Genomic DNA, 20,659 nt, shown 5'->3' with positions numbered 1-20,659 from the left:
CGCTTCTCCCCCTTTCGCAAATGCGGAAAAAGCTGTATGAGCCCCGTCAATTGAAGATTGCGACCCTCAGGGGTCTGCCCGAACCTCCGAGATTCCAAACATGAAAATGCGCAATATTGCGATCATCGCACACGTTGACCATGGCAAGACGACGCTCGTGGACGAGCTCCTGAAGCAGTCCGGCTCCTTCCGCGAGAACCAGCGCGTTGCCGAGCGCATGATGGACAGCAACGATCTCGAAAAGGAACGTGGCATCACGATCCTGGCCAAGGCGACCTCCATCGAGTGGAAGGACACGCGCATCAACATCGTTGATACGCCCGGCCACGCCGACTTCGGCGGCGAAGTGGAGCGCATTCTCTCGATGGTGGACGGCGCGATCGTTCTCGTTGACGCTTCGGAAGGCCCGATGCCGCAGACCAAGTTCGTGGTCGGCAAGGCGCTGAAGGTGGGCCTTCGCCCGATCGTGGCGATCAACAAGATCGACCGTCCGGACGGCCGCCACGAGGAAGTCATCAACGAAGTCTTCGACCTCTTCGCCAATCTCGACGCCACTGACGAGCAGCTCGACTTCCCGATCATGTACGGTTCCGGCCGCGACGGCTGGATGAACGTCAACCCGGAAGGCCCGAAGGATCAGGGTCTCGCGCCGCTGCTCGACCTTGTGCTGGAACACGTTCCGGCTCCGACCGTCGAGGAAGGTCCGTTCCGCATGATCGGCACGATCCTGGAAGCCAACAACTTCCTCGGCCGCATCATCACCGGCCGCATCGCTTCGGGCTCGATCAAGCCGAACCAGCCGGTCAAGGTTCTCGGCCAGGACGGCAAGCTCATCGAAACCGGCCGTATTTCGAAGATCCTCGCCTTCCGCGGCATCGAGCGCACCGCGATCGAAGAAGCGCATGCGGGCGACATCGTCGCCATCGCCGGCCTCTCCAAGGGCACGGTTGCCGACACCTTCTGCGATCCCGCCATCACCGAGCCGATGACGGCGCAGCCGATCGACCCGCCGACGGTCACCATGTCCTTCATCGTCAATGACAGCCCGCTCGCCGGCACCGAAGGCGACAAGGTCACGAGCCGCGTCATCCGCGACCGCCTGTTCAAGGAAGCCGAAGGCAACGTCGCGCTGAAGATCGAAGAGGCTGAAGGCAAGGATTCGTTCTTCGTGTCCGGCCGCGGCGAACTGCAGCTCGCCGTTCTCATCGAGACCATGCGCCGCGAAGGTTTCGAGCTCGCCGTTTCCCGTCCGCGCGTCGTGATGCACAAGGACGAGACGACCGGCCAGACCATGGAGCCGATCGAGGAAGTCGTCATCGATGTGGATGAAGAGCATTCCGGCGTCGTCGTGCAGAAGATGTCCGAGCGCAAGGCCGAAATGACGGAACTGCGCCCGTCGGGCGGCAACCGCGTGCGCCTGAAGTTCCTGGCCCCGACCCGCGGCCTCATCGGCTACCAGTCGGAACTCCTGACCGACACGCGCGGTACGGCGATCATGAACCGCCTGTTCCACGACTACCAGCCCTACAAGGGGCCGATTGCCGGCCGCGTCAACGGCGTGCTTCTGTCGAACGCCTCGGGCGAAGCCGTGGCCTATGCCATGTTCAACCTCGAAGACCGCGGCCCGATGATCATCGAGCCGGGCGAGAAGGTCTATCAGGGCATGATCATCGGCATCCACTCGCGCGACAACGACCTCGAGGTCAACGTGCTCAAGGGCAAGCAGCTGACCAACATCCGTGCCGCCGGCAAGGATGAGGCCGTCAAGCTGACCCCGCCGATCCGCATGACGCTCGACCGCGCGCTTTCCTGGATTCAGGACGACGAGCTGATGGAAGTGACGCCGAAGTCCATCCGTCTGCGCAAGATGTATCTCGATCCGAACGATCGCAAGCGTTTCGAAAAGATGAAGTCGGTCGGCGCCGCCTGATCCGCGCTGCATCCCTTTCAAAATCGTTAAGGCCTCCGGTTCGAGCCGGGGGCCTTTTTGTTGTGCGGCGTCCCTCTGGTTGCTTGCGGGACAGGTTAGCTTTGCGTTAACTTTTTTGGCAGGGCCGCAATGAATGTTGCCTGTGAGTTAAGCCGATCGTTCGCCGCCGCGGGATTCCGTTACGGGGACCTGCCGGTCTAGAGTCCTGCCATGAAGACAGTATCCATCGAAGTGAGGCCGGGGGAGCCGGATGACGCGGCCGCGATTTCGGCTGCGCATCGGGAAAGCTGGCTTCAGGCCTACAAGGGGCTCATTCCGCATCGGGCGCTGCTGCAAATGGTCAATCGCCGCGACGAGCGGTGGTGGCGTCGCGCGACGCGCGGGCCGGCTACGCTGATGGTGGTCGAGATCGCAGGCAACATCGCCGGCTATGCGACCATGGGGCTCAATCGCGCCCGCGCCCTGCCGCAGGAAGGCGAGGTCTACGAGATTTATCTGCGTCCCGAATATCAGGGCATGGGGCTTGGCCGCATCCTCTTCACCGAGGCGCGCAACCTTCTGAAATCGCTCGGGTGCCGCGGCCTTGTGGTCTGGTGCCTTGAAGACAGCCACCATGCCGACAGCTTCTTCCGGGCGGCCGGCGGGCGCGACATTGCCGAGGGCATGGAAGATTTCGACGATACGCTTCTGAAGAAGATCGGTTACGTCTGGGACTGAGGCCGCGGTCGACTGAGGAACGGTTGTTCGGCCATGCGGGCCCTCACTCCGGAAGGTGTCGCGACGGTTCCCCGGCCTTGTCGCCGCGCTCACCGTGATAGACCGGTGTATCGCTGCCGCATTGGAAATCCGGGGCGACCGTGTCGGCGACGTTGCGCGCCAGTGCGTTGGCATCAGCATTGGCGAGCGCATCGACGAAGCCGACCATGCAGCCTTTCTCTTCGGCTGTTGCAGCGACGCGCGAGATCACAAGCACTTGTCCCCGGCGCTTGGGATCGACGGCGCCGGTATCCGGATCGATATTGTCAAGGAACCAGCGCAGGATCGCAGCGCGTGGTCGATCGTTTCCGTCACTGCGCCATTCGATCTTGGTGCCAACGGAATTGAACGCGCCGAAGGTCTCGAAGCCCTCATCGATATACGACTGCGGCACGGCGCCGAAGAAGAGCGACATGCGCAGATCGCCCTCCTTGAAGTAAACCGGCAGTCCGTCCAGCCCTTCACATTTCAGGCTGACGCCCATCCCCTCCTCTTCGGAAAGCTTTTCACAGGCGTTGGTATCAAGATCCGTGTAGCGGCTTTCGGCCGCGAAGCCCTGTACCGCAAAGCCGGGGCCGACAAGGGTCATGCCCAAGGCGGCGAGCATCCCGCACAGATTCTTCGTTCTCGCGTTTCGCCATTTCATGGTCATCGCCCATTTTTACCTTACCGACGAAAGTGATGTTGCGTCCGGCACCGTTTCGCTCTATCGGACAGGCAGCTTTTCCAGCCCCGTTCCTGAGGACCATCATGCGTATTGATGCAATTTCCATCGGCAAAAATCCACCGGAAGATATCAACGTTATCGTCGAGGTCCCCGTCGGCGGCCACCCGATCAAGTACGAGATGGACAAGGACGCCGGCACGCTGATCGTTGACCGCTTCCTTTACACGCCCATGACCTATCCGGGGAACTACGGCTTCGTGCCGCACACGCTGTCGGACGATGGTGACCCGATCGACGTGCTGATCGCCAGCACCCGTCCGCTGGTCCCGGGCTGCGTCATCAATGTCCGCCCGATCGGCGTGATGATGATGGAAGACAATTCCGGCAAGGACGAGAAGATCGTCGCCGTGCCGAACTACCACCTCACCAAGCGCTACGACAAGGTCAAGGAATACACCGACCTGCCGGAGATCACCCTGCAGCAGATCGAGCACTTCTTCGAGCACTACAAGGATCTGGAGCCCGGCAAGTGGGTGAAGGTCTTCGGCTGGAAGGGTGTGGATGTCGCCAAGCAGCTGATCGTCGAGGCGATCGAGCGCGCCAAGGCTGAAAAGGCCAAGTAAGGCCTGTCGCGGCGGGGTTCATGCCCCGCCGAAGAATGCCAGATAGACGGATTTGAAACGCTCCGGATCGGCCTCGATCCGGAGCGTTTTCAGTCTCGCCGTCTCGCCGGACTGGAAACGGATCGCGCTTTTCGGGATGTCGAAGGTCTTTGAAAGAAGAAGGATGAGGGCTGCATTCGCCTTGCCCTTTTCCGGCGGCTCGGCCACGCGCGCCTTCAGATAGGCCGTGCCGGCGGCATCGCGCTCCACGCCTTCCACCTTTGCGCGCCCGCCGCCCGGCGTCAGCCGGACGGTGAGGCGCAGGTGGTCGGCATGGACCGTCAGGGCGTCAAGCGGCGTCGTCCGGGTCACACGCCGAGGAGCGCCGGGGCGATGGTCGTGTTCAGCAGCATCTGGATGAAATACAGGATGACGAGCACGACGAGCGGCGAGAGATCGACGCCGCCCATGTCCGGCAGGATACGACGGATCGGCCGGTAGAGCGGCTCCGTCAGCTGGTAGAGCGAGCGGCCGATCATGTTGATCGCCTGATTGTTCACGTTGATGACGTTGAACGCATAGAGCCAGGAGAAGATGGCCGATGCGATGATCAGGAACCAGGCAATGTTGATGATAAAATTCAAGGTGGCGATGACCGCGAGCATACGCTTCTCCAAATCGTTTGGTGCTTGACATGTAGTCATTGCCGCCAGACCCGGCAAGCCCGCGCGCATCCGCTGGTTTCGGCATGTTTAACGCGATAACGCCAAATGTGGTCGGCTCATCCGCCTGCGGCTGAAAATTGTGCGGGCTGCCCGTGCTTTGCGCGCACATGGCTCGCTTCCTGTCCCTCGCGCAGGAATACAAGCTGAAGGAAGTCCTCCATCCAGCGGCGCAGGGCCGCGTCATAGAGGAAGCGGCCGTCGAGGTGCTGGCGGCCAATCTGGGCATTGGGGAGATCAAAGCGATGCGCGCCGTGGACGACCCAGCGGTGCATCATGGCACGCGTCAGCTCGCCGTGGAACTGGATGCCCCAGGCGTTGTCACCGTAGCGGAAGGCCTGGTTGGGATAGGTCTCGCCGGTCGCCAGGAGGTCGGCGCCTGCCGGCAGGTCGAAGCCCTCGCGGTGGAAATGATAAACCATGTCCGGCCAGGCCATCAGCGCTTCGCCAACGCGGGTGGGCTTCAGCGGATACCAGCCGATCTCGGTCAGGCCCCTTTCATGCGGGGCAACGGTGCCGCCCAGCGTCTTCACCAGCATCTGGGCGCCCAGACAGATGCCGAGATAGGGCTTGCCTTCCTTCAGCGGAATTTCGATCCAGTCGATCTCCTGACGCACATAGTCTTCGGGATCGTTGGCGCTCATCGGGCCACCGAAAATCACCGCACCCGCGTGGCGGGCCAGCGTTGCCGGAAGCGGATCGCCCAGAACCGGACGGCGGATATCGAGAAGGAAGCCCTTCTCTTCGAGAATCTGGCCGACGCGACCGGGGCTCGATCTCTCCTGATGGAGGATGATGAGAATGGGCTTCTGGGCAGGCCTTGCAGGCATGGAGGACTCCGGTGACCGATCAGATCGTTTCGGCCTTTTCCTCCCCGAGGTGCAATTTTGATGCCACCTGCTGGCGCTGGACGATCCGGTCACGGCCGGAGACGCCGAGGAGATCGCCGATGCGCCACAGCGCATGGTCTTCCATCTCGCTGCGATTGCCATCCGCATAAACGATTTCCCAGAGCATGCCCACCAGTTCGATCTTCTGCTCCTCACTCAGGCTGCGGTTCAGCAAGGTGGTGAAATGGTAGTAGTCGATGGCTTCCTTTTCGGCCGTTTCGCCGGCCACTATCAGCGCTTCGATCGTGGTGTCGTCCAGCTGATAATGCTCGCGGACGACCTGCCGGAGCGTGTCGCGCTCGGTGTCCATGATCTGGCCATCGGCCTCCATGACCTGCATGCAGAGCGCGATGACGGCCACGCGCGGGTCGTCCGGGGTGAAGCTGTGGCTGGCATCGGGGCGGGTGAGACTATCGATAAAGCTGCGCAGGCGGTCAAACATCCGGTGTCCTCAATAGAGCCGAGCGGCGGCTTTTTCATCTGCCTGCGGATCACGGACGCCGGGGTCGTCGGGCGGCCGGCCGAAGAAGGGATCGACCACCTCGGCTTCGACTTTTGCGGCGGCTTTCGAGGGTTGCGTGACGGCCTGTGCGGGCTTTGCAGCCTGCCTGGCGACCGGCTTGGGCTCCACCGCCTTTTCGGCGGTTGCAGCGGTCTGCAGCACCTCCGGTGTTGCGACAGGGGCCGCCGGCGCTTCGACCTTTTTCTCGACGATGACGGGGGCGGGGACCGGGGCCGTTGCGGTGACGACGACGGGCGTCGCAACCTTCTGCGGCTCCTGTACCTTCGCCGCCGGCTTCACGGGCGGCAGGCTGCGGATCGCGGCTTCCGCGTCGATGACCTCGCCGCTGCCTGGCACCACCGGTGTCTTCCACTCGAAAGCGTCGAGACGGCCGGTGACCGGAGAGACCGGCTGCCAATCCGCGCTGGCGACGCCATCGGCGATCCATGTCGCATCCCGTGGTGCCTTCAGCGCCTGGCTCATCCAGTGGCGGATACGGGCGACATCGCCGGTTTCGGCCTCCTCGATATCGGCAAGCAGCAGGAAGGCCTCTTCGCTCGGCGCCATGCGCGCGGCGGCTTCCGCCTTGGCGCGGGCGGTGGCGAATTCGCGGGCGTCGAGCGCGGCTGAAGCCGTTGTCAGAAGAGAGATGGGGTTGTTCGGGCGGATCGTTTCGAGCTTGGTCGCGCGTTTCAGGCGGTCGAGCGCGCTATCGCCGCTGCGGGCCCGCACGTAGAGCTTGGCGATCTCCGGATGGGCTTCCTGCTTCCACGCCTTTTCGAGGATGGAGGCGCCCTTGCGCAGATTGTCCTCGCGGAAGAGAGCCTTGGCGGCGACCAGCGCGGCGGGCACGAAGCCGTCCGAAAGCTTGAGGGCCGTCTGGGCATCGTCGCGGGCGCCGCGCGGGTCGGCTTCGAGGCGCGACTGTGCGCGCGCCGTCAGCAGCACGGCCTTCTTGCGGTCGGCCTCCTTGCGATCGATGACGTGGGCGGCGCGGATCTGGTCGATCATGTGGACCGCTTCGTCCCAGGCGCCGGCCTGGCTCTTGTGGTCGAGTGTGGCAAGGGCTGCCCAGGCAAGATGGGGTGCATTGGCGGCGGCGCGCTCCGCATATTGGCGGGCGGCTTCGCTCGCGCCGAGGCGGCTCGCCTCGAGATAGAGGCCGCGCAGGCCGAGTTCACGGGTTTCCGGGTCATCCGCCATCTGTTCGAACTTGCGGCGCGCATCGTCATAGCGCCCCTCGATGAGGGCGGTCTGGGCTTCCAGAAGGTGAATGAGGGGCTCCTGGTCGGCGCGGATGAGGCCGCGGGCGCGCGCGGTCATCTTGCGGGCCAGCGTGGCATCACCGGCACCGGCGGCGATCAGGCCGGTCGAGAGCGCCTGATAGCCGCGGTCGCGCTTGCGGGCGCGAAAGTAGCGGGTGATCGTGTGGGGCGAGAGCATCAGCGTGCGCACCAGCCAGATCGCGAAGAAGATCACCGCCACCAGCGCCACCAGCACGGTGGCCGCCACCATCAGCGACATTTCGATGCGCATGCCCATCCAGACGACGGAGAGTTCGCCCGGACGGTCGGCGAGCCAGGCAAAGCCGCTGCCGAGCGCGAGGATGAGGAGGACAAAGACGAGAATACGGATCATGGTTCGTCCTCAACCCTGGTTTGGCGTGGTGACCGGAGCGGCCACGGCGCTGGAAATGGCGGTCTCGACGGCGATGCGACGATCGAGCTTGCGGCGGAAATCGGCGCCGGCCGTCTTTGCCGCATCCGGCAGCGTGTCCCATTCGAGGGCCGCGGCCTTCAGGTCGCCATTGGTGAGGGCGCGCTCGATGCGGGCGATTGCCGCATCGGGGCCGCTGCCCTCGACATCGCCGACGGGGCGGATGCGCACGGCGGAGGCCGCGCTGTCGAGCAGGCGGCCGAAGACGCCCTGGTTCGGGTCGCGCTGGCGAACGGCATCCAGCATCGCATCGGCGATGGCCGGGAAGGCGTCGATCAGGTCGGCGCGCGTGGCGACACCGGCCTGTGCGTCCTCAGTCAGCGGGGCGATGGCGGGATCCTGGGGCGCAACGGATTTGAAAGCGTCGAGCTCGGCCAGATACGGGCCGCCGCGATCGATCGCCGTCTTCAGCGCGGTAACGGCGACGGCACGGGCCAGGCGCGTTTCGGCGGTGGGTTCGGCGAGCTTCTTCTCGATGGCCTCGATGCGGGTGTTGAGACCGCCCAGCGTCGATTCGGCGGTGCCCGACGCCGCCTGCAGGCTTGCGACCGCGGTGGAAAGATCCGTCAGCTGCTGCGTCAGGGGGCCAAGATCGACGCCCTGGCCTTCGCCGGTCTTCTGCTCCAGCGCGGCGAGGCGCTGTTCGACAGGGGCGAGGTCAGCGGATGCGGCGGCGGGCGCGTTCTTGAGCGTATCGATTTCTGCCTGCAGGGCTGCGATGGATTCGCTGCTCGTTTCGCGCGGCGAGAGCGAGGGCAGGATGCCGGCATATTGCAGGCTGCCGGCGGCTGCGAGCACGATGAGGCCGCCCAGAATGCCGGCGGCCAGCGCACCGCTGGTGGAGGTGCCCGACTTCTGCCGGGTGGGCGCCGTGTAGGCCGGCTCGGACCTGCTGCTCTCCGGGCGGGAGGATGCGGGTTCTTCGCTGAAGGCTGCGGCTGCATCGGCTGCGGCATCGCGCGGCGTTTCGGTTGCGAATGTTCCGGCGCTGCTGTCCGCTGTCGAACTCGCGAGGGCCTCATCGCCATGGGCAAGCGGGGAATCCGTGGGGCCGGCCTGGGTGGACAGGGGATCGACGGATGCAGCTTCGATGATGGCCGCTGCCTCCGGGGCTACCGGCGCGGAGGAAGCCTGATCGCTTGTCGGATCGGACGTCACGGTCTTTTCGGCAGTCAGGTCGATCGTCGTCGGTTGCTCGGTGCTCTCGCCCGGCTTGCGGCGTGACGGCGGTTTGGTGGCCATGAGTGTCTTCCCGTTTCCGTTCCTTGGGACAAACTAGTCACCGCGCGGCGGGAGGAAAAGGGCCGAACGGCAAATTCAATCGAAAGCTCAAGCGAGGGTGGAGAGAAGCAGATCTTCATCCGGCCGCGCGGGCGGGGTGGCGACGCTCAGGGTCGCGGGCAGGATGGCCGCGATGGCCGCGCTCAGCGGATACCAGGTCATCGCTGCCGCAAGTCCTCCAAGGGCATCGCCGCGCAGGAGTGACAAAAGCGCGCGTGCGGTTTCGGCGGAATAGACGAGAACAGCGTCCGGGTTTGCCTCTTCAAGCAGGGCGGCCACTTGGTTAGGATCGTGGTCGAGCGGCTGCATCGTGTAGCATACGGCAACCGAGACCGGGATGCCGGCGGCGGCAAGCGCATCTTCCAGCCCCCGGGCACGCGGCCGGCCGGCGAGGTAGACGATGCCGGTGCGTCCTTCCGGATGGTCCGCAATCAGCCGGGCAAGGTCTGCCCCGTTTCCATGCCCCGTGACGATCCGGCGAAAGCCGAGCGCTTCGGCGGCGGCGGCGGTCGCCTGCCCCACGGCAAAGAGCCGGCGGTCGAGGAAGGGCGTCAGACTCGCGCCGGCATCCGAGAGGGCGCGGAGCGCTTCGGCGCTGGTGACGGCGATGGCGGGGTGGGGGAGCGCCGGTGTGGCGGCCGCGCCGCCGCGGATGCCGACAGGAGCCGAAAGGGCCCGCAGGGCGGCCTGCGCATCATGGCGGGCGCGCGACAGCGGCAACAGCACGGGCTTATGGCCGAGGCCGACAAGCTTTTCCGCCGTCCTCGTGGCGGCGGGTTCGGGCCGGGTCACGAGGACGCGCATGGGACTAGGCCCAGCTATCGAAGAAGGCGGTGCCGGCTTCGGCCCTGATCTTTTCTCCCGCGGCGGCGCCGATCAGGGCGGCATCGTCTGCCGTGCCGTCCTGGTTCACCCGATGGGTTTTCGCCCCGTCGGGGGTCAGGATCATGCCGGAGAAGATGATGCGGCCGGCCTCCGTGCGGGCCAGGCCGGCGATCGGGGTGCGGCAGGAACCGTCGAGCGCAGCGAGGAAGGCGCGCTCGCAGCTGACGGCGGCGAAGGTGTCGGCATGGTTGATGGCGGCCAGAAGGTCGTTGACGGCGGCATTGTCGATGCGGCTTTCGATGCAGATCGCCCCTTGCGCCGGTGCGGGCGGAAAGCGCTCGGGATCGAGAAGCTCGGTCACGACATCGGCCTTCCCCAGACGGCGCAGGCCGGCATAGGCAAGCAGCGTCGCATCCACCTGCCCTTCGGCCAGCTTGCGCAGGCGCGTATCCACGAGGCCGCGATAGGTGATCACCTCGATATCGGGTCTCAGGCTGCGGATGAGGGCCTGGCGGCGCAGCGAGGATGAGCCGATGACGGCGCCGTGCGGCAGTTCCATCAGGGTGGGGGCGGCGCGGCCGATGAAGGCGTCGCGCACGTCCTCGCGCGGCAGGTATGCCGACAGCACCAGGCCATCGGGCAGGCGGGTCGGCATGTCCTTGGAGGAGTGGACGGCGAAATCGAGATCGCCGGACAGAAGCTTGTCCTCCAGCTCCTGCGTGAAAAGGCCCTTGCCGCCGATTTCCGACAGCGCCCGGTCGGTGATGCGGTCGCCGGCCGTGGACATGACCACGATCTCGAACATCTCCTGCGGCAGCGCGTGGGCGGCCATCAGGCGGTCGCGCGTCTCATGGGCCTGGGCAAGCGCCAGCGGGCTGCCACGCGTGCCGATGCGGAAAGGTTTTGTTTGCATCCATGCGCATCCATTGTTACCGGGTGACGTGTACCGGCCTTTGACGGCCTTCGCAATGTGTCCGAACTGCTCAGGGTCAAAACCCATGACCGCGCCTCTCACCATCCTCGGGATCGAGACCAGCTGCGACGAAACGGCTGCGGCCGTCGTGCGCCGGTTTCCCGACGGTCGCGGCGAGATTCTCGGCGAGACGGTGCTGAGCCAGCTCGAGGAGCACAGCGCCTATGGCGGTGTCGTGCCGGAGATCGCCGCGCGCGCCCATGTGGAGGCGCTGGATACGCTGGTCGAAGAGGCGCTGCTGCGCTCGGGTCTCGCACTCGGCGATGTCGATGCGATTGCGGCTACCTCCGGTCCCGGCCTCATCGGCGGGCTGATCGTGGGGCTGATGACCGGCAAGGCACTGGCGCTGGCCACCGGCAAGCCGCTTTATGGCATCAACCATCTGGAAGGCCATGCGCTGACGGCGCGGCTGACGGACGGGCTGGACTTTCCCTTTCTGATGCTGCTCGTCTCCGGCGGGCATACGCAGCTCGTGCTCGTGCGTGGCGTGGGCGATTACGAGCGCTGGGGCACGACGATCGATGACGCGCTCGGCGAGGCCTTCGACAAGACCGCCAAGCTGATCGGCCTTCCCTATCCGGGTGGTCCCGCCGTGGAACGGGCGGCGCGCGACGGCGATCCCGAGCGTTTTTCCCTGCCACGCCCCATGGTGGGCGAAGCACGGCTCGATTTCTCCTTCTCCGGGCTGAAGACGGCGGTGCGCCAGGCGGCCGAAAGTGTCGCGCCGCTGACCGGGCAGGATGTCGCCGATATCTGCGCCTCCTTCCAGAACGCCGTGGCGCGCACGCTGAAGGACCGCATTGGCCGCGGGCTCGACCGGTTCCGCGAGCGCTACGGTTCGGCCGTGCCGCAGCCGGCGCTGGTCGTGGCCGGTGGCGTGGCGGCCAATACGGTGCTGCGCACGATGCTGTCCGATCTCTGTGCGGCCAGGCGCTTCCGCTTCGTCGCACCGCCCATCCGCCTGTGCACCGACAATGCCGTCATGATCGCCTGGGCGGGTGCCGAGCGCATGGCCTGCGGTCTGCCGGCCGACAGCCTTGATGTCGCGCCGCGTTCGCGCTGGCCGCTCGATGCGGGTGCCGCCGCGCTGGTCGGCTCCGGGCGCCGGGGAGCCAAGGCGTGACAGGGATGCCGGAACGGATCGTCGTCATCGGTTCGGGGGCCTTCGGCACGGCGCTCGCCAGCGTTGCCGCCTCCACGGGGCGGGCGCAGGTGACGCTTTTGTGCCGGCGGCCCGAGATGGCCGCAGCGCTGACCGATAGCCGGCTCAATGAAGCGGCGCTTCCGGGCATCCGCCTGCCGGATGCGCTCGGTTTTTCCGGCGATCCTGCCGTTCTCGGCGCGGCCGGCACCGTGCTGTTTGCCATGCCGTCGCAGGCGCATGCCGCGGCTGCCCTGGCCTACGGGCCGCACCTGCGGCCGGGGGCTGCCGTTGTCACCTGCGCCAAGGGACTTGAGAAGACGACCTCGCGGCTTTTGAGCGACGTGCTGGAGGCGGAGCTGCCGGGACATCCGGTCGCCGTCCTTTCCGGCCCCGGTTTTGCGGCAGACATTGCGCGGGGGCTGCCGACGGCCATGGTGGTGGCGGCCGAGGATGCGGGCCTTGCGACGGCGCTTGCGCTTGCGCTCTCCGGTCCGACCTTCAGGCTCTATGCCGCCACGGATCGCGTCGGCGTGCAGCTCGGCGGGGCGCTGAAGAATGTGCTGGCGATCGCCTGCGGCATCGTCGAGGGGGCGGGGCTTGGGGAGTCCGCACGCGCGGCGCTGATTTCCCGCGGCCTTGCGGAACTGTCGCGGTTCGTGGCGGCGCAGGGCGGCGAGGCGGAGACCGTCAGCGGGCTTTCCGGTCTCGGCGATCTCGTGCTGACGGGCACGTCGCACCAGTCGCGCAACCTGCGCTTCGGCATCGCGCTGGGGCAGGGCAGGGGCGCAAACGCATCGGCGTCCGGCGGCGATCTCGTGGAAGGCGCCTTTACCGCCTCGGTCGCCGCGGCAACGGCGCGCCGGCTGGGGATCGACCTGCCGATCACCGCGGCGGTCGCCGCCATCATCGACGGTCAACTCGATGTGCTGACCGCGCTTGAACAACTCATGTCCCGCCCGATCCGCGAGGAATGACCGGCGGGTCGTCCATCATCATCCAAGGAGGCTTCCATGCTCTACGCTCTTTTGTGCACCGACCGCCCCGACAGCCTGCAGCTTCGGCTCGACACCCGGCCCGATCACGTCGCCTTCCTCACCGATCTCAATGAAAAGGGCATCCTGAAGATGGCCGGCCCCTTCCTGAATGACGAGGGCAAGCCGATGGGCAGCCTCGTGATCATCGAGGCCGACAGCAAGGAGGCCGCGGCGGCTCTCGGCGCGCAGGATCCCTATGCCAAGGCCGGGCTTTTCGCCGGCGTCGAGGTCAAGGCCTTCAACTGGGTCTTCAACAAGCCCGAGGCATGAGCGGCATGGCGAATTTCTGGCTCTACAAGTCCGAGCCCTTCAAGTGGTCCTGGCAGATGCAGAAGGATGCCGGCAGCGCCGGCACCGAATGGACGGGCGTGCGCAACTATCTGGCCCGCAACAACATGCGGGCCATGCAGATCGGCGACAAGGGCTTCTTCTACCACTCCAACGAGGGGCTGGAGATCGTCGGCATCACCGAGGTCTCGGCGCTGAGCCATCCGGATTCGACGGCAGAGGGCGACCTGCGCTGGGACTGCGTCGATATCCGCGCCGTCATGGACATGCCGAAGCCCGTTTCGCTGAAGGACATCAAGGCGAACCCGAAGCTTGAGAAAATGTCGCTCGTCACCTCCATGCGCCTGTCGGTGCAGCCGGTGACGGAGGACGAATATCTGGAAGTCTGCCGCATGGGCGGGCTCGGCAATCCGCCGCGCTGAGGCTGAGGTGGTTGAGGAGGGCGGCAGTCGGTGAAGACGGATCCCGAACGGTTCATCCTTGATAACACCGCCATCCTGGTGCCGCCGCATGTGCCGGAAATCCGGCTGCATCTGGCGAGCGAGGCCCATGATCTCTGGCTGAAGACGGAAGACGAGCTTGAGGAAATCGGCCTGCCGCCGCCCTTCTGGGCCTTTGCCTGGGCCGGTGGGCAGGGCCTTGCGCGCTATGTGCTCGATCATCCCGAGGCGGTGGCCGGAAGGCGCGTCTTCGATCTCGCCACCGGCTCCGGCCTCGTGGCGATCGCGGCGCGGATGGCCGGCGCTGTCCATGTCACGGCGGCGGATATCGATCCCTGGGCCGGGACGGCGGTGCGGCTGAATGCGGGTCTCAATGCCGTCGATCTCACCTTCTGCGGCGAGGACCGGCTGGGGCTGCCCATCGACGCGGAGATCCTGCTGGCCGGAGACGTCTTCTACGACAAGGCCTTTGCCGATCGTCTCCTGCCCTGGTTCTCGGCCCTGACCTCGGCGGGCGTCAGCGTGATCGTCGGCGATCCCGGCCGCAGCTATTGCCCGCGCGATCGCCTGGAAGCCCTTGCCACCTATAGCGTGCCGGTGTCGCGGGCGCTGGAAGACAGCGAGGTCAAGAAGACGACGGTCTGGCGTTTCCGCGGATGATCGCCCTCAGGGCCTGACGACGCAGACGCCGGCCTCGTAGGAGCAGGCGCGCCGGCTGTTCGACGGCGAAACATGGATGACCTTCGTCTCACCGCTGTCGTCCACGATGGGATTTCCCGGACGGGCACGCGCGCCCCTGTCATGATCGACCTGGATATAGACGCCGCTGCCGGGAACACGCACGGCGGAAAGCCCGCCTGTATAGGTGCCGATGCCGGGCACGACGCTTGGCAGGCCATTGCCGCCATAGACCGGCCGTTCGCGCCGCTCCCGCTCGCGATGGCGCCAGGCCTGTGGCTGCCCGTCCCGCCAGCCATCGTTCCAGTTGCCATAGTCGCCCGCCGATGCTGCGCCTGCGAGCATGAGGACGGTCGTGGCTAGAGCAAGACCTAGTCCTTTTGTTGCATGTGCTGCGACAGATTTTCTCATCATCGCCAGAACCTCCGTTGCGCGTTAACGCTTCATTAACCGGAAGGATGGCCCTCTTTGTTCCTGAAGTCACGGATTCGTCTGGTAATTTCGGCGCTTAACGTTAACGGCCGGGTGGCGGATCCGCTTGATCCTGCAGGGCAGCGGGCCAAATTCATTTAATCGATTTTGCCCTGCAAACAGACTTGTCGTTGAAACATCCGGGGATTAAAGCTCCGCAGGACATAATAGGGCACAATTCTGTGCATGGCCGGACAGGCTGCGTCGCAGGCAGACGCGCTCAGCCGGTTTTTACGTGAGGTTCAGATGACGAATGTCACCCGAGGCCGGCCTCTTTCGCCGCATCTCCAGATCTACAAGCTCATTCCGACCATGGCCATGTCGATTGTGCACCGCATTACAGGCGGCGCCCTCTACTTCGGCACCATTCTCGTCGCCTGGTGGCTGATCGCCGCCGCTTCGGGTGAAGCCTATTACGACTGGGTCAGCTGGGCCTTTGGTACCTGGATCGGCCGTCTGGTTCTGTTCGGCTATACCTGGGCCCTGGTCCACCACATGCTGGGCGGCCTCCGTCACTTCATGTGGGACATGGGCCACGGCTATGAGAAGCACTTCTCGACCAAGCTCGCCAAGGCCACGCCGGTCGCCTCGATTGCTCTGACGCTGGTGATCTGGATCATCGGCTATGCCGTACGCTGAGCGGGGAGAATACTGATGGATATGCGCACACCTCTCGGCAAGGTTCGTGGTCTCGGCTCCGCCAAGGACGGCACCGAGCATTTCTGGCGCCAGCGCCTGACGGCCGTCGCCAACGTTCCCCTCCTGACATTCTTCGTCGTCTTCGTCGTCATGTATGCCGGCGCGCCCTTTGCCGAGGTTCGCGCTGCCCTGGCGCATCCGCTGGTGGCGGTCATCATGGGGCTGGTGGTCATTTCGGGTCTCGTCCACATGAAGCTTGGCATGCAGGTGATCATCGAGGATTACGTGCATGCGGAAGGCGCCAAGATCCTTCTTCTCATGCTCAACACCTTCTTCGCGGTTCTGATCGGCGGGCTCTGTCTTTTCGCCGTTCTGAAGATCGCCTTCGCAGGATAATCTCGCCATGGCATCGAACACCTCGCCCAACATCAACGGCAAGGCCTATACCTATGTCGATCACGCCTTTGACGTGGTGGTCGTGGGTGCCGGCGGCGCGGGCCTGCGGGCCACGCTCGGCATGGCCGAACAGGGCCTGAAGACGGCCTGCATCTCCAAGGTCTTCCCGACGCGTTCGCACACGGTCGCCGCGCAGGGCGGTATCGCCGCCTCGCTGACCAACATGACGCCGGACTGCTGGCAGTGGCACCTTTACGATACCGTCAAGGGCTCCGACTGGCTGGGCGACGTCGACGCCATGCAGTATCTCGCCATGGAAGCGCCGAAGGCGGTCTATGAGCTCGAGCATTACGGCGTGCCCTTCTCGCGCACCGAGGACGGCCGCATCTACCAGCGGCCCTTCGGCGGCCACATGCAGAACTACGGTGCCGGTCCGCCGGTGCAGCGCACCTGTGCTGCCGCCGACCGTACGGGCCACGCCATCCTGCACACGCTCTACGGCCAGTCGCTGCGCAACAATGCCGAGTTCTTCATCGAGTATTTCGCGCTCGACCTCATCATGTCCGATGACGGCCGTTGCACGGGCGTTGTCGCCTGGAACCTCGACGACGGCACCATCCACCGCTTCTCGGCCAAGATGGTCGTGCTGGCGACGGGCGGCTATGGCCGCGCCTACTTCTCCGCGACCTCCGCGCACACCTGCACCGGCGATGGCGGCGGCATGGTCGCGCGTGCCGGCCTGCCGCTCCAGGACATGGAGTTCGTGCAGTTCCACCCGACCGGCATCTACGGTGCGGGCTGTCTCATCACGGAAGGCGCACGCGGCGAAGGCGGCTATCTCGTCAACTCCGAAGGCGAGCGCTTCATGGAGCGCTATGCGCCGTCGGCCAAGGATCTTGCCTCGCGTGACGTCGTCTCGCGCTGCATGACGCTGGAAATCCGTGAAGGCCGCGGCGTGGGCAAGAACAAGGATCACATCTTCCTGCATCTCGACCACCTCGATCCGGCCGTGCTGCACGAGCGTCTGCCGGGCATCTCGGAAAGCGCGAAGATCTTCGCCGGTGTGGACGTAACGCGCGAGCCGATTCCGGTTCTGCCGACCGTTCACTACAATATGGGCGGTATTCCCACGAACTACTGGGGCGAAGTGCTGAATGCCGATGCCAACAATCCGGAGCGCCTGGCGCCCGGCCTGATGGCCGTCGGTGAAGCGGGCTGCGCCTCCGTGCACGGTGCCAACCGTCTGGGCTCGAACTCGCTGATCGATCTTGTGGTCTTCGGCCGCGCCGCCGCCATCCGCGCCGGCCAGGTCATCGACCGCAGCGAGGCGATCCCGACGATCAACGAAGCTGCCTGCGCGCGGATCATGGATCGCTTCGATCGTCTGCGCCATGCCTCCGGCTCCACGCCGACGGCGGTGCTGCGCGAGAAGATGCAGCGCGCCATGCAGGAAGACGCCGCCGTGTTCCGCACGCAGGAATCGCTCGAAAACGGTTGCCAGCGCCTCTCCGCCATCTGGAAGGAACTGCCCGACATCAAGGTCACCGACCGTTCGATGGTCTGGAACTCCGACCTCGTGGAAACGCTGGAGCTGGAAAACCTGATGGCCAACGCCATCACGACCGTCTATGGCGCCGAGGCCCGCAAGGAAAGCCGCGGCGCGCACGCGCGCGAGGACTACAAGGACGGCCCGTTCGCCGGCCGCGACGACGAGAACTGGCGAAAGCATACGCTGGCCTGGGTGAACGAGACCGGCGACGTGAAGCTGGAATACCGCCCGGTTCATACCGACCTGATTGCCGACGGCATCGATCCGCACAAGATCGAGCCCAAGGCGCGCGTGTATTGATCGGAGGATTCGCAGATGGTTGAACTCGCTCTTCCCAAGAATTCGCAGATCACCGAAGGCAAGGTCTGGCCGAAGCCGGCGGGCGCCAAGAACACACGCGAATACAAGGTCTATCGCTGGAATCCCGACGATGGCCAGAACCCGCGTGTCGATACCTATTTCATCGATATCGATGATTGCGGTCCGATGGTTCTCGACGGTCTGCTCTACATCAAGAACAAGATCGACCCGACGCTGACGCTGCGCCGGTCCTGTCGCGAGGGCATCTGCGGCTCGTGCGCGATGAATATCGACGGCACGAATACGCTCGCTTGCACCAAAGGCATGGACGAGATCAACGGCACGGTGAAGATCTACCCGCTGCCGCACATGCCGGTGGTGAAGGATCTGGTTCCCGACCTCACCAACTTCTACGCCCAGCATCGTTCGATCGAACCGTGGCTGAAGACGGTGTCGCCGACGCCGGCAAAGGAGTGGCGCCAGAGCCACGAGGATCGCCAGAAGCTTGACGGTCTCTACGAGTGCATTCTCTGCGCCTGCTGCTCGACCTCCTGCCCGAGCTACTGGTGGAACGGCGACCGCTACCTCGGTCCGGCCGTGCTGCTGCAGGCCTATCGCTGGCTCATCGACAGCCGTGACGAGGCCAAGGGTGAACGTCTCGACAATCTCGAGGATCCCTTCCGGCTGTATCGCTGCCACACGATCATGAATTGCGCTCAGGCCTGTCCGAAGGGTCTCAATCCGGCCAAGGCAATCGGCGAAATCAAGAAGATGATGGTCGAGCGTCGCCTCTGACGCGGGCGTCGCCTTCTTGCCACAACCGTATAAAGAAATGGCCATCAGGGTTGACCGGCCATTTCAAAGCTTTGATTCGCTCTATATTGCTCTGCAGTATTGGTTCGGATGCGGGAAATCGGGAGTTTGGATATGCAGCTTCTTCGCGTTGCAGCGGGTCTGTTGGCAATCACGGCGGTGGCCGGGTGTCAGCGCACGAGCATGAACGATTTCGCGGCCTCCAATAACCAGCCGTATCAGCCCGCGCCGCTTCAGGCACAACCCGTGCCGGGCGTGCAGGCAAGCCAGCTTCCAGATCCGACAGCCGGTGCTGCCAATACGTCCCAGTTTCCGGCAGCCCCGGTGACGGCGACCACCACGCCGCCGGGTCAGCCGGCCAATGTCGAGGTCGCGGCCAATGCGCTCGACGTCAAGAAGGAAGGCATGGTCGGCAACTGGCGCGTCAGCAATGGCGGCGCTTCCTGCGACATGTTCCTGACGCTCACCAATCTCGGTTCCGGCTCGCGCGGTGGTACGCGCGGCTGCGTCGGCGAGCTGACGACGATGGGTTCCTGGGAAGTTGCCGGAAAGCAGGTCGTGCTGAAGGATCGCAACGGCAACCCGATCGGCCGCGTCTTCAAGACGGCCGACAATCGTTTCGATGGCCAGACCAATTCCGGCCAGCCACTGAGCCTCAGCCGCTGATATTCCCGAGCCGCCCGTTTCCGCGGCGGCTGCCGCGACCGTTTCCCGAAGGGCCTCGCCTGGGGCCTTCGTCGGTCGCGCTCTCCAGGACGGAGCGCCGATAGAGGATGCCCAATCCCCAAGCCCTCGTCACCCAGAAGCTTGAGCGGCTCGTCGCCGAGGGCGCGCTCTCGCGCGATCCCGTCCAGTTTGCGATTGCCCGCCGCTTCGATGCTCTGATCGATGCGCTCGCCCAGAGCCGGGCAGAGAAGAAGTCCAATGCGCTCGGCTGGCTGTTTGCGCGGCGCAAGGCCGAGCAGGCGCCCACGCGTGGTCTCTATATCCATGGCGGGGTCGGGCGCGGCAAGACCATGCTGATGGACATGTTCTTCGAGGCCGTGCCGATCAAGCGCAAGCGTCGGGCGCACTTCCACGAGTTCATGGCCGACGTCCACGAGCGCATCAATCGCCACCGTCAGAAGCTGAAGGCAGGCGAGACGAACCAGGCCGACCCCATGCCGCCGGTTGCCGCCGATCTGATGGCGGAGGCGCGCCTCGTCTGCTTCGATGAATTCACGGTGACGGATATTGCCGATGCGATGATCCTGTCGCGGCTTTTCGGCGAGCTTTTCAAGCGCGGCTGCGTGCTGGTCGCCACATCCAACGTGGCGCCCGACGACCTCTATCGCGACGGTCTCAACCGCAGCCTCTTCACGCCGTTCATCGATCTCCTGAAACAGTATACCGACGTCGTGGCTGTGGAGTCCCAGACGGACTACCGCATGGAAAAGCATGCGGAGGTGCCGGTCTGGTCCTTCCCGCTGGGGCCTGATGCCGACCGCAACATGCAGCTTGCCTTCGAGCGGGAGACGGCGGGGCATGTGCCGGCGCCCGCCAGCATTCCGCATCGGGGGCGATCGATTGCGGTTCCGCTTGCTGCGGGCGGCGTGGCACGCTTCTCCTACCGAGACCTTTGCGAGGCGCCGCTGGGCGCCTCCGACTATCTTGCCATCCTCGAGCGCTATCACACGATCTTCATCGATCACGTGCCACATATGGGGCCAGAACGGCGCAACGAGACGAAGCGGTTCATCCTGCTGGTCGATACCCTCTACGACCAGCGTGCGCGCCTCTTCGCATCGGCCGTTTCGTCGCCCTTCGACCTGCTGACGGCACGCCACGGGACGGAAGGTTTTGAGTTCGATCGTACCGTTTCGCGTCTGACCGAGATGCAGAGCCGGGACTACGAGACCGAAGCAGCAGCTTCGCGGACACTGAATAGTCACGACTATTCAGGATAGTTCTTACGTTTACGTAAGATTTTTATGTTCTAAACGATTGAATTTTCTCACCTCCAAAGTAGTGGTTGAATTTTTTTCTGTGGAAGGATAATCCCTT

The 20,659-nt window shown here is 64.8% G+C and carries 24 protein-coding genes; 14 read left to right on the top strand and 10 right to left on the bottom strand.

Features of this window, described 5'->3' with window-relative positions; genetic code table 11:
* Window positions 1–100 precede the first annotated feature (100 nt).
* Window positions 101–1,930 (top strand): translational GTPase TypA, encoded by a 1,830-nt coding sequence (gene typA, locus ACED18_RS16760; protein ID WP_377294325.1) that lies wholly within the window; start codon window positions 101–103, stop codon window positions 1,928–1,930.
* Window positions 1,931–2,140: 210 nt separating this feature from the next.
* The gene (locus tag ACED18_RS16755) at window positions 2,141–2,647 is read left to right on the top strand and encodes a GNAT family N-acetyltransferase (RefSeq protein WP_377294322.1); all 507 of its coding nucleotides are present in this window, start codon (window positions 2,141–2,143) and stop codon (window positions 2,645–2,647) included.
* Window positions 2,648–2,690: 43 nt separating this feature from the next.
* Here ACED18_RS16755 and ACED18_RS16750 read toward each other — a convergent pair whose 3' ends face one another.
* Window positions 2,691–3,338, bottom strand: coding sequence for a hypothetical protein (locus ACED18_RS16750; RefSeq protein ID WP_377294320.1), 648 nt, complete (start codon window positions 3,336–3,338; stop codon window positions 2,691–2,693).
* A 98-nt stretch (window positions 3,339–3,436) separates the two neighbouring features.
* On the opposite strand from ACED18_RS16750, the gene ppa reads away from it, so the two are divergent.
* The gene (ppa, locus tag ACED18_RS16745; RefSeq protein ID WP_377294318.1) at window positions 3,437–3,976 is read left to right on the top strand and encodes an inorganic diphosphatase; all 540 of its coding nucleotides are present in this window, start codon (window positions 3,437–3,439) and stop codon (window positions 3,974–3,976) included.
* Window positions 3,977–3,994: 18 nt separating this feature from the next.
* Here ppa and ACED18_RS16740 read toward each other — a convergent pair whose 3' ends face one another.
* The 8 genes from ACED18_RS16740 to hemC all read right to left on the bottom strand — a co-directional run bounded on the left by ACED18_RS16740 (window position 3,995) and on the right by hemC (window position 10,804).
* Window positions 3,995–4,327: a DUF167 family protein gene (locus tag ACED18_RS16740; RefSeq protein WP_377294316.1), complete on the bottom strand. Its 333-nt coding sequence runs from the start codon at window positions 4,325–4,327 to the stop codon at window positions 3,995–3,997.
* Window positions 4,324–4,620 carry a YggT family protein gene (locus tag ACED18_RS16735; protein ID WP_377294314.1) on the bottom strand — a complete coding sequence of 99 codons (297 nt, stop codon included), beginning with the start codon at window positions 4,618–4,620 and terminating at the stop codon, window positions 4,324–4,326. The genes ACED18_RS16740 and ACED18_RS16735 overlap by 4 nt, the downstream gene beginning before the upstream one ends.
* Before the next feature lie 116 nt (window positions 4,621–4,736).
* Entirely contained in the window at window positions 4,737–5,507 is a 771-nt protein-coding gene (locus ACED18_RS16730; protein ID WP_377294312.1) for a glutamine amidotransferase, read from the bottom strand.
* 19 nt (window positions 5,508–5,526) lie between these two features.
* Window positions 5,527–6,009, bottom strand: coding sequence for a TerB family tellurite resistance protein (locus ACED18_RS16725; RefSeq protein WP_377294310.1), 483 nt, complete (start codon window positions 6,007–6,009; stop codon window positions 5,527–5,529).
* 9 nt (window positions 6,010–6,018) lie between these two features.
* On the bottom strand, window positions 6,019–7,707 hold the full coding sequence (locus ACED18_RS16720) for a heme biosynthesis HemY N-terminal domain-containing protein (protein WP_377294308.1): 1,689 nt from the start codon (window positions 7,705–7,707) through the stop codon (window positions 6,019–6,021).
* Between the two features lie 9 nt (window positions 7,708–7,716).
* Window positions 7,717–9,027, bottom strand: coding sequence for a COG4223 family protein (locus ACED18_RS16715; protein WP_377294306.1), 1,311 nt, complete (start codon window positions 9,025–9,027; stop codon window positions 7,717–7,719).
* Between the two features lie 87 nt (window positions 9,028–9,114).
* Window positions 9,115–9,870 (bottom strand): uroporphyrinogen-III synthase, encoded by a 756-nt coding sequence (locus ACED18_RS16710; protein ID WP_377294304.1) that lies wholly within the window; start codon window positions 9,868–9,870, stop codon window positions 9,115–9,117.
* A 4-nt stretch (window positions 9,871–9,874) separates the two neighbouring features.
* Window positions 9,875–10,804: a hydroxymethylbilane synthase gene (hemC, locus tag ACED18_RS16705; RefSeq protein WP_377294302.1), complete on the bottom strand. Its 930-nt coding sequence runs from the start codon at window positions 10,802–10,804 to the stop codon at window positions 9,875–9,877.
* An 85-nt stretch (window positions 10,805–10,889) separates the two neighbouring features.
* Here hemC and tsaD point away from each other — a divergent pair, with 85 nt between their 5' ends.
* Genes tsaD through ACED18_RS16680 form a run of 5 tightly spaced genes read left to right on the top strand, consistent with a single transcriptional unit; the run spans window position 10,890 to window position 14,430 of the window.
* The gene (gene tsaD, locus ACED18_RS16700) at window positions 10,890–11,987 is read left to right on the top strand and encodes a tRNA (adenosine(37)-N6)-threonylcarbamoyltransferase complex transferase subunit TsaD (protein WP_377294299.1); all 1,098 of its coding nucleotides are present in this window, start codon (window positions 10,890–10,892) and stop codon (window positions 11,985–11,987) included.
* A gap of 5 nt (window positions 11,988–11,992) precedes the next feature.
* Window positions 11,993–12,982: an NAD(P)H-dependent glycerol-3-phosphate dehydrogenase gene (locus tag ACED18_RS16695; protein WP_377294550.1), complete on the top strand. Its 990-nt coding sequence runs from the start codon at window positions 11,993–11,995 to the stop codon at window positions 12,980–12,982.
* Window positions 12,983–13,018: 36 nt separating this feature from the next.
* Window positions 13,019–13,312 (top strand): YciI-like protein, encoded by a 294-nt coding sequence (locus ACED18_RS16690; RefSeq protein ID WP_377294297.1) that lies wholly within the window; start codon window positions 13,019–13,021, stop codon window positions 13,310–13,312.
* A gap of 5 nt (window positions 13,313–13,317) precedes the next feature.
* A complete protein-coding gene (locus ACED18_RS16685) occupies window positions 13,318–13,752 on the top strand; it encodes an EVE domain-containing protein (protein WP_377294548.1) in 435 nt (144 codons plus the stop codon).
* Window positions 13,753–13,782: 30 nt separating this feature from the next.
* A complete protein-coding gene (locus ACED18_RS16680; protein ID WP_377294295.1) occupies window positions 13,783–14,430 on the top strand; it encodes a class I SAM-dependent methyltransferase in 648 nt (215 codons plus the stop codon).
* A 6-nt stretch (window positions 14,431–14,436) separates the two neighbouring features.
* Here the strand turns inward: ACED18_RS16680 and ACED18_RS16675 are convergent, their stop codons facing one another.
* The gene (locus ACED18_RS16675) at window positions 14,437–14,793 is read right to left on the bottom strand and encodes a hypothetical protein (protein WP_377294293.1); all 357 of its coding nucleotides are present in this window, start codon (window positions 14,791–14,793) and stop codon (window positions 14,437–14,439) included.
* Between the two features lie 372 nt (window positions 14,794–15,165).
* Here ACED18_RS16675 and sdhC point away from each other — a divergent pair, with 372 nt between their 5' ends.
* The 6 genes from sdhC (at window position 15,166) to zapE (ending at window position 20,562) form a co-directional block, all read left to right on the top strand.
* Entirely contained in the window at window positions 15,166–15,558 is a 393-nt protein-coding gene (gene sdhC / locus ACED18_RS16670) for a succinate dehydrogenase, cytochrome b556 subunit (RefSeq protein WP_377294291.1), read from the top strand.
* Window positions 15,559–15,573: 15 nt separating this feature from the next.
* Complete coding sequence (gene sdhD / locus ACED18_RS16665) at window positions 15,574–15,954, top strand: succinate dehydrogenase, hydrophobic membrane anchor protein (RefSeq protein WP_377294289.1); 381 nt, start codon at window positions 15,574–15,576, stop codon at window positions 15,952–15,954.
* Between the two features lie 7 nt (window positions 15,955–15,961).
* On the top strand, window positions 15,962–17,803 hold the full coding sequence (gene sdhA / locus ACED18_RS16660) for a succinate dehydrogenase flavoprotein subunit (RefSeq protein ID WP_377294287.1): 1,842 nt from the start codon (window positions 15,962–15,964) through the stop codon (window positions 17,801–17,803).
* Between the two features lie 15 nt (window positions 17,804–17,818).
* Complete coding sequence (locus ACED18_RS16655; protein WP_377294285.1) at window positions 17,819–18,598, top strand: succinate dehydrogenase iron-sulfur subunit; 780 nt, start codon at window positions 17,819–17,821, stop codon at window positions 18,596–18,598.
* A gap of 132 nt (window positions 18,599–18,730) precedes the next feature.
* Window positions 18,731–19,282 (top strand): AprI/Inh family metalloprotease inhibitor, encoded by a 552-nt coding sequence (locus tag ACED18_RS16650; protein ID WP_377294283.1) that lies wholly within the window; start codon window positions 18,731–18,733, stop codon window positions 19,280–19,282.
* 107 nt (window positions 19,283–19,389) lie between these two features.
* Window positions 19,390–20,562, top strand: coding sequence for a cell division protein ZapE (gene zapE, locus ACED18_RS16645; protein WP_377294281.1), 1,173 nt, complete (start codon window positions 19,390–19,392; stop codon window positions 20,560–20,562).
* Window positions 20,563–20,659: the final 97 nt, after the last annotated feature.

This window comes from Rhizobium sp. SG2393, assembly GCF_042610495.1.
Taxonomy (GTDB): domain Bacteria; phylum Pseudomonadota; class Alphaproteobacteria; order Rhizobiales; family Rhizobiaceae; genus RU20A.
Note: the sequence above shows the minus strand (reverse complement) of the source record. Positions and strands in the feature narration are given on the sequence as shown.